Raw genomic sequence first — 2,546 nt, forward strand, 5'->3', positions numbered from 1 at the left:
GGCGACCGCCTTGGCCGCCGGCGCTGGCGGCGCGTCGGTCCGATGCTCGGCTTCGCGCGCGATCAGCGCTGCCCAGTCGGCGTCCAGCGCCGCCCAGTCCTGCGCGTGCGTCGGCGCCGGGCGCGCATCCTCGCGGCATTGCAGGTCCACCTGCCGGTGCAGCAGATCGCGTACCTGGCGGTAGAACGCCGAGTCGTAGGCGCCACGGAACATCATCGCCAGGTCGTCGCTGTCCTGCCAATGGGTCTTGCGCCCGAGCTGGTCCTTGACCTGCTGGTAGAACACGGTGCCGGGCAGGGGATAGGACACGCTGACGCCGATGTCGTCCGGGCGCGCCTGCGCCACCAGCCGGCGCGTGGCGAGGATGTCGTCGAGTTGCTCGTCCAGGTAGCCCAGCTGCAGGAAGAAGCCGACGCGGATGCCCTGCGCGCCCAGCCGCTGGCGCGCGGCGATCACGCCGTCCACATCGGTGCCCTTGGTCATCTTGTCGAGGATGCGCTGGCTACCGCTCTCCGCGCCGATCCAGGCCTCGCGGCAGCCGGCTCGCGCCAGGGCGGCGGTCATGCGCTCGCTGCACAGGTCGGCACGGGTCTGGATGGTGAAGGGCACCGCGCCGTCGGCGGCGGCCAGCGCATCGGCGAAGTCCTCCACCCAGTCCACGTGGAAGCCGAAGATGTCGTCGGCCATCCACACATGGTCGGGCGCGAAGCTGCGCTTGAGCTGGGTCATCTCCGCGGCCACGTCCTGCGCCTCGCGGCGCTTGTAGTGATTGCCCCAGATCGGCTTGGCGCACCAGTTGCAGCGGAACGGGCAGCCGCGCGAGGCGGCCATGTTCAGGCTGAAATGGCCGTGTCGCTGCTGCCAGAACGCGCGGTAGCGCGGGATATCCAGCAGGTCCCAGGCCGCCGTCACCGACAGCCGCGGATCCGGCGGCCGCGCGCCGATCTGCGCGCGCTTGAGTTGCGGCAGCACCGCGCTGGCCACCTCGGCGAGGCCGGCCACCCAGCGCGCCGGGTCGATGTCCGGTTCCGCCTGCAGCCGCGCCACCAGTTCCAGCAAGGCCGCGATGCCTTCGCCGATCAGCACCGCGTCGGCACCGGCCGCAAGGAACGCCTCCGGATGGTCCGAGGCGTCGGAGCCGGCGACGATCACCCGGCTGCCGCTGGCGCGCGCCTCGGCGATCATCCGGCACGCGGCCTCGCGCATCCGGCTCAGGCACATCTTGGTGAGGAAGTTGAAGTTGTCCTCGTAGAACACCACCAGGTCCGGCCGCTGCGTGCGGACGGCGTGGTCGTAGTCCTCCACGCCCTCGGCCAGCATCGCGTCGAACAGCGTCACCTGGTGTCCGTGCTGACGCAGCAGTGCCGCCACCTGCAGCGTGGCCAGCGGCGGGTACGGCTTGCCGCGTTCCCATTGCTTGGGGTCGTAGCGCAGGAAGTAGGAGTGGCTGACCTGGATCTTGAGCATCGGCGAAAGGTCTCGTTCGGCGCCGCGGGGGAGGGGCGCATGCAGCGATGGCCGCGCGCAGGTGGCCGTGGCGGTAGGTGCCGTGGCTGCGCCGTTTGGTTGCGCGAAACACCGGCATGACCCCGCGCAACCTTTGGCCGCGGCAGGCGCACCCACGCTGCATCCACCCAAGCGACTCTTCTCCGATGCAGCGATCGACCGTGCGTGTTCTGGACGTGGCAACAAGCGACCACGCCACGCCAGTCGTCACTGCGGGCGGTGCCTGCGATCCGTTCCACACCCAGCTGCGGCGCCCCCACACCCTCAGCAAACAGCTGCTGGGTGGACGCTTCCACTTCGAGAGCAACAGTCCGGCGCTGCTGGCCTTGGTGGAAGCGGCATTCGGCGCGGTGCCGGCGCATCGCCTGCCGGAGAGCGCCGCGTTCCGCATCGAACTGACCCTGGTGGACCGCGGCGACGCGCCCTACGCGCTGGCAATGGAGCCGCCGCCGGTGCAGACCCATTCCGGCGCGGGTGTATTGAGCGGGGTGATCGATGCGCACAACTACGTCGTGCTGGTGCCCGAGCAGCGCAGGGCATTGGTGGTGGTGTCCGAGGACATGCTCGCGCACGCCTACCACGTGCGTTACGAACTGATCGAGTTCGCCGTGTTCGTGCTTGCCGCGCACGGCATGCGCCTGGTGCCGCTGCACGGCGCCTGCGTCGGCCGCGACGGCCGCGGCGTGCTGCTGCTCGGCGGCAGCGGCGCCGGCAAGTCGACCCTGGCGCTGCACAGCCTGCTGCGTGGGCTGGAGTTCCTTGCCGAGGACGCGCTGTTCGTCGCCCCGCACTACCTGCTCGCCACCGGCATCGGCAACTTCCTGCATCTGCGGCCGGAACTGTTGCACCTGCTCGATCCGCAGACCCGCGCCTGGATCGCCGCGGCGCCGATGATCCGCCGCCGCAGCGGCGCGCTGAAGCACGAGGTGGACATCCGCCAGTGCGAGGGGCGCCTGGCACAGGCGCCGTTGCGGCTGACCGCGGCCGTGTTCGTCTCGTCCACCATGGCCGCCGATCCGCAGCGGCTGCTGCAGCCGATG

The 2,546-nt window shown here is 70.6% G+C and carries 2 protein-coding genes; one reads left to right on the forward strand and one right to left on the reverse strand.

Annotation, left to right across the window (positions count from 1 at the left end):
* Positions 1-1,467, reverse strand: a 1,467-nt coding sequence (locus tag D588_RS0115250) for a radical SAM protein (RefSeq protein WP_017916595.1), incomplete at its 3' end; no start/stop codon positions are given.
* Positions 1,468-1,652: 185 nt separating this feature from the next.
* Between D588_RS0115250 and D588_RS24985 the strand changes: the two genes are divergently transcribed.
* On the forward strand, positions 1,653-2,546 hold an 894-nt coding region (locus D588_RS24985; protein ID WP_017916596.1), incomplete at its 3' end, for an Hpr(Ser) kinase/phosphatase.

It is taken from the genome of Xanthomonas sp. SHU 308, from assembly GCF_000364645.1.
GTDB lineage: Bacteria > Pseudomonadota > Gammaproteobacteria > Xanthomonadales > Xanthomonadaceae > Xanthomonas_A > Xanthomonas_A sontii.